Origin of the sequence: Halorhodospira sp. 9622 (assembly GCF_022228025.1) — a bacterium.
Classification (GTDB): domain Bacteria; phylum Pseudomonadota; class Gammaproteobacteria; order Nitrococcales; family Halorhodospiraceae; genus Halorhodospira; species Halorhodospira halophila_A.
On record NZ_JAJNRE010000051.1, the window covers coordinates 1 to 5,082 of the forward strand.

The 5,082-nt window shown below is 70.3% G+C and carries 2 protein-coding genes and 1 pseudogene; all 3 read right to left on the reverse strand.

Annotated features, from left to right (window positions below; translation table 11 throughout):
- Positions 1-1,903, reverse strand: a pseudogene (locus LRG07_RS13300) (excinuclease ABC subunit A); the annotation flags it as partial.
- A gap of 88 nt (positions 1,904-1,991) precedes the next feature.
- Positions 1,992-4,175, reverse strand: a complete 2,184-nt coding sequence (locus LRG07_RS13305; protein WP_238634207.1) for a malate synthase G — start codon at positions 4,173-4,175, stop codon at positions 1,992-1,994.
- 92 nt (positions 4,176-4,267) lie between these two features.
- Positions 4,268-5,011, reverse strand: a complete 744-nt coding sequence (locus LRG07_RS13310; RefSeq protein ID WP_238642666.1) for a DUF1499 domain-containing protein — start codon at positions 5,009-5,011, stop codon at positions 4,268-4,270.
- Between the last annotated feature and the right edge of the window lie 71 nt (positions 5,012-5,082).

The window sequence follows — 5,082 nt, forward strand, 5'->3', positions numbered from 1 at the left end:
GGGGGGGGGGGGGCTGGCGGGGGCGGCGCGGGCGCCCCGGGGCGGGCCCCCCCGCAGCCGCCCCGGACGGCCGGCCGACCCGCCGGCGGCCGGTCAGGTAGTCCGCCGTGGCCGAATCCGCCGCATAGAGCTCCGCCGGGGCACCGTTGAAGACCACCTGACCGCCCCGCTCGCCGGGCCCCGGGCCCATATCGATGATCCGGTCGGCGGCCGCCATCACCTGCGGGTCGTGCTCGACGACCAGCAGCGAGTTGCCCGCATCGCGCAGGCGCTGCAGGATCCCCACCAGCCGCTCCACATCCCGGGGATGCAGGCCGATGGACGGCTCGTCGAGGACGAAGAGCGTGTTGACCAGCGAAGTGCCCAGCGCCGTGGTCAGGTTGATCCGCTGCACCTCGCCGCCGGAGAGGGTGCGCGACTGCCGGTCCAGGGTCAGGTAACCGAGGCCCACCTCGTTGAGGTAGCCGACCCGGCTGCGGATCTCGTCGAGGACCGTAGCCGCCGCCTCGTCCAGCGGCGGCGGCAGCTCCAGCTCCTCGAAGAAGCGCTGCAGGCGGGCCAGGGGCAGGGTCGCCAGATCGTGCAGGGTCAGCCCCGGCAGCCCGGCCAGCAGCGCATCACCCATCGCCAGGTGGCGGGGCCGGAAGCGCTCCTCCGGGGCGAGGACGGCGTCGGCGTCGGCCTGTCCGCCGAGCCGGAAGTCCAGGGCCTCCGGGACCAAGCGCGCACCCCGGCAGTCCGGACAGGTGCGGTAGGTGCGGTAGCGCGAGAGCTGCACGCGCACGTGCATCTTGTAGCTCTTGCGCTCGAGGTAGTCGAAGTAGCCGCGCACGCCGTACCACTTGCCGGAACGGCCCCAGCGATCCTCGCCGTCCCAGACCCACTGCCGGTCCGCCGCATCCAACTCCCGCCAAGGCACATCCTCGGCGACCCCGCGCCGGCGGGCGGCGCGCAGCAGGTCCCGCTGGCACTCCACCGAGGCACCGCCGCGGAACGGTTTGATCGCGCCCCCGGCCAGGCTCAGGCCCGGATCCGGGATGACCAGGTCGGGGTCGATCTCCATGTTGCGGCCGAACCCACGGCAGGTGTCACACGCGCCGACCGGGGAGTTGAAGGAGAAGAGCTCTGAGGTCGGCCGCGGGTAGTCGCGGTCGCACCCGGCGCAGTGGAAGGTGGCGGAGTAGCGCCGCGGCTCGCCCGCCGGCTCACGGTCCTCGCCCAGGGCCCGGACCTGGCAGCGACCCCGCCCTTTGTCGAGGGCCGTCTCCACCGCCTCGATCAGCCGCCCCCGGCGCGCCCCGTCGAGGCGCAACCGGTCCTGAACCACCTCGACACCACCCTCACGCTCATAGATGCGCGTGTATCCCTGGCTGGAGAGCATCTGTCGCAGCTCTTCCCGATCGAGCTTGGCAGGCACGGCCACGAAGAAGGTCACCGCCACTCGGGTGCCTGCCGGCCACGGCGCCGTGTCGTCGCCGGCGAGGAGCTCGTCGGCGATGGACTGCGGCGTATCCGGCCGCACCGGGCGGCCGCAGCCGCTGCAGTAGGGCTGCGCCGCGCGGGCGAAGAGCAGCTTCAGGTGGTCGGCGAGCTCCGTCATCGTGCCCACGGTGGAGCGCGAGGTGCGCACCGGATTGACCTGATCGATGGCGATCGCCGGCGGGACGCCGTCGATACGCTCGACCTGTGGCCGGTCCATGCGCTCGAGGAATTGCCGGGCGTAGGCCGAGAAGGTCTCCACGTAGCGCCGCTGCCCCTCGGCGTAGACGGTGTCGAAGGCGAGCGACGACTTCCCGGAGCCGGAGACCCCGGTGACGACGATCAGCTCGCCGGCCGGGAGGTCGAGATCGAGGCCCTGCAGGTTGTGCTGGCGGGCGCCGCGGATACGGATCGGTTCGCGCACGGTCATGCTTCCGGAGACAAGACGGCGCCGACAGCCCGGAGGCTGCCGACGCCGGCACGGTTCACGGGATGTCGTTCAGGCGGCGGGATCAGGCGTACTTGGCCTTCGCCTCCTGCCGACGGCGGTGGAGCACCGGCTCAGTATAGCCGGAGGGCTGCTCCCGCCCCTTGAAGACCAGGTCGCAGGCCGCCTGGAAGGCGACGCTGGCGTCGAAGTCCTCGGCCATGGGCCGGTAGTTCGGGTCGCCGGCGTTCTGCTCGTCCACGACCCGGGCCATGCGCTGGAGGCTATCCATGACCTGATCCTCGCTGACCACGCCGTGGTAGAGCCAGTTGGCCACGTGCTGGCTGGAGATGCGCAGGGTGGCGCGGTCCTCCATCAGGCCGACATTGTTGATGTCCGGCACCTTGGAGCACCCGATGCCCTGGTCGATCCAGCGCACCACATAGCCGAGGATGCCCTGGCAGTTGTTATCCACCTCCTGCTGGATCTCCTCCTCGCTCCAGTCGGTGCTCGGCGCCAGCGGCACGGTGAGGATCCGGTTCAGGTCCGAACGCCAGCCGGCGCGGGCAATCTCGGCCTGGACGCCGGCGACGTCCACCTCGTGGTAGTGCACGGCGTGCAGGGTCGCCGCCGTCGGCGACGGCACCCAGGCGCAGTTGGCACCCGCCTTGGGGTGGCCCGCCTTGGTGTCGAACATCTCGCGCATCTTATCCGGCTTGGGCCACATGCCCTTGCCGATCTGCGCCCGGCCCTTGAACCCGGCGGCCAGGCCGACATCGACGTTCCAGTCCTCATAGGTGGTCATGAAGGATGCCCCCTTCATGTCCGCCTTGCGGATCACGGCGCCGGCCTCCATGGCGGTGTGGATCTCGTCGCCGGTGCGGTCGAGGAAGCCGGTGTTGATGAAGATCACCCGGTCCCGGGCCTGCTTGATGCAGGCGCGCAGGTTGACCGTGGTCCGCCGCTCCTCGTCCATGATGCCGACCTTGAGGGTGGCACGCTCCAGGCCCAGGGCGTCCTCGACGCGCTCGAACAGGTTCACCGTCAGGGCCACTTCCTCGGGACCGTGCATCTTCGGCTTGACGATGTAGACGCTGCCGGTCTTCGAGTTGCGCACTTGGCCCAGGCCCTTGAGGTCGTGGACCGCGCAGAGGACGGTCATCATGGCGTCCAGCATGCCCTCGGGGATCTCGTTGCCGTCGCCGTCGAGCACCGCCGGCGTGGTCATCAAGTGGCCGACGTTACGCACCAGCATCAGCGAGCGCCCCGGCAGGGTCAGGGAGCCGCCGTCCGGCGTGGTGTAGGTGCGGTCGGCGTTGAGCCGCCGGGTGAAGGCCTCCCCGCCCTTGCTGACCGAGGTCTCGAGATCGCCCTTCATCAGGCCCAGCCAGTTGCGGTAGACACGGACCTTGTCCTCGGCATCCACCGCGGCCACGGAGTCCTCGCAATCCTGAATGGCGGTTAGCGCCGACTCCATGACCACGTCCTTGACGCCGGCCGGGTGATCCTTGCCCACCGGATCGTTGGGGTCGATGACGATCTCGGCATGCAGGCCGTTGTGACGCAGCAGGATGGTCGCCGGCCGCTGCGGCTCACCGGTGAAGCCGACAAGGCGGGTGGGATCGGCCAGCTCCGTCTCGCTGCCGTCGGCCAGGGTGATCAGCAGCTGGCGCGGGCTCGCCTCGCTCAGGCGGTAGGCGGTGACATCGGCGTGCAGGCCGTGGGCCAGCGGGGCCACCTCATCGAGGGTTTCGGCGGCCAGCTCCATGACGCGCTTGCCACGGGCCGGGTTGTACGTCTTCCCTTTGGCCAGGCCGTCACTCTCGGGGATCATGTCGGTGCCGTAGAGGGCATCGAACAGGCTGCCCCAGCGTGCGTTGGCCGCGTTGAGTGCGAATCGCGCGTTATCCACCGGCACCACCAGCTGCGGCCCGGCCACCGTGGCGACCTCCGGGTCGACCCCGGTGGTGGTGATCTCGAACTCCTCCGTCTCGGGTTCCAGGTAGCCGATCTGCTCGAGGAAGGCCTTGTGATCGGCCACGGAGAATTGGCCGCGGTGCTCGCGGTGCCACTCGTCGATCTGCCGCTGCAGGGTCTCGCGCTTCTCCAGCAGCTCGCGGTTGCGCGGACTCAGATCGCGGACGATGCCGCCGAGCTCGTCCCAGACGGTGTCGGCGTCGATGCCGGTCCCAGGCACCATCTCGTTGGCCACCAGGTCGTAGAGCTCACGCGCCACCTGCAGGCCACCGACTTGAACCCGTTCGCTCATGGAAGTCTCCCTATTCAGCTTCGCGATCCGCGGATAAGCCGCGATAGTAACGCATCCCAGTGAGGCTGATCACCCGCTCACCGACGCCCCGTTCAGTTCTGCAGCTCGGCCTCCAGCTCGTCGTAGAACGCGCGGACCAGCCGGGCGTTGCCGCCGACGTCCGCCTCGCCGCCGCGGGTGGCGGCGCGCACGTCGACGCGACGGTGATCACCGGTATCCTCGACGCGGACGACGATATCGTGGATGACACCCATCCAGTAGCTGCGTGCGGTGGCCTCCAGCCCGCCCTGCATGTCGGTTCGCGCCACGGTCCACTCCATCCTCAGCGCCGCGCTCTCTGCGGCGCTGAGGATGGCCGAGACATCCTGCGGGTAAGTGCGCGCCTCGAGATCCGGGTGCGCCTCCGCCTGGCGTTCGGCCAGTTCTCCGCCAGGGTAGGCTCGATCGCCGCCGGCCTGCTCTCGGGCCTGGGCGAGGGCCCGATACGAGGGCGGGTCATCGGTGTCGGTGGCCAGATCGTGAAGGTTGGGACCGAGGACGGCGGCGTAGACCTTGGGCCCGGCGACCACCGCGACCCCGAGCCCCAGGGCCAGGCCGGCCAGGGCCCGGCCGCGACCGCGCTTGCCGTGCAGACCGAAGGTGGAGGCGAAACCGACACCGGCGGGGACAAGGGCGAGCACACCGGCAGCGAAGCCGGCGGCGATCATCGCCAGGGCCAGGTCGAGTTCGACGAGCTGGATGCGATAGAGGGGGCCGGCCAGCGCGGCCGCCGCGGCCCCGCAGGCTGCAAGCAGGACGGATGCCGTCGCCAGCCGGGATACAGGCGCCTGGAACATGGGTTTTCCTCCCGGGTTTCCGGCCGATTATGCGGCCGGAAACGGCCAGGACAAAACGCAGCCACGCGCCG

Coding starts and splice junctions, on each gene's coding strand:
- LRG07_RS13305 (WP_238634207.1), bottom strand. CDS start 4,175: ATGAGCGAACGGGTTCAAGTCGGTGGCCTGCAGGTGGCGCGTGAGCTC.
- LRG07_RS13310 (WP_238642666.1), bottom strand. CDS start 5,011: ATGTTCCAGGCGCCTGTATCCCGGCTGGCGACGGCATCCGTCCTGCTT.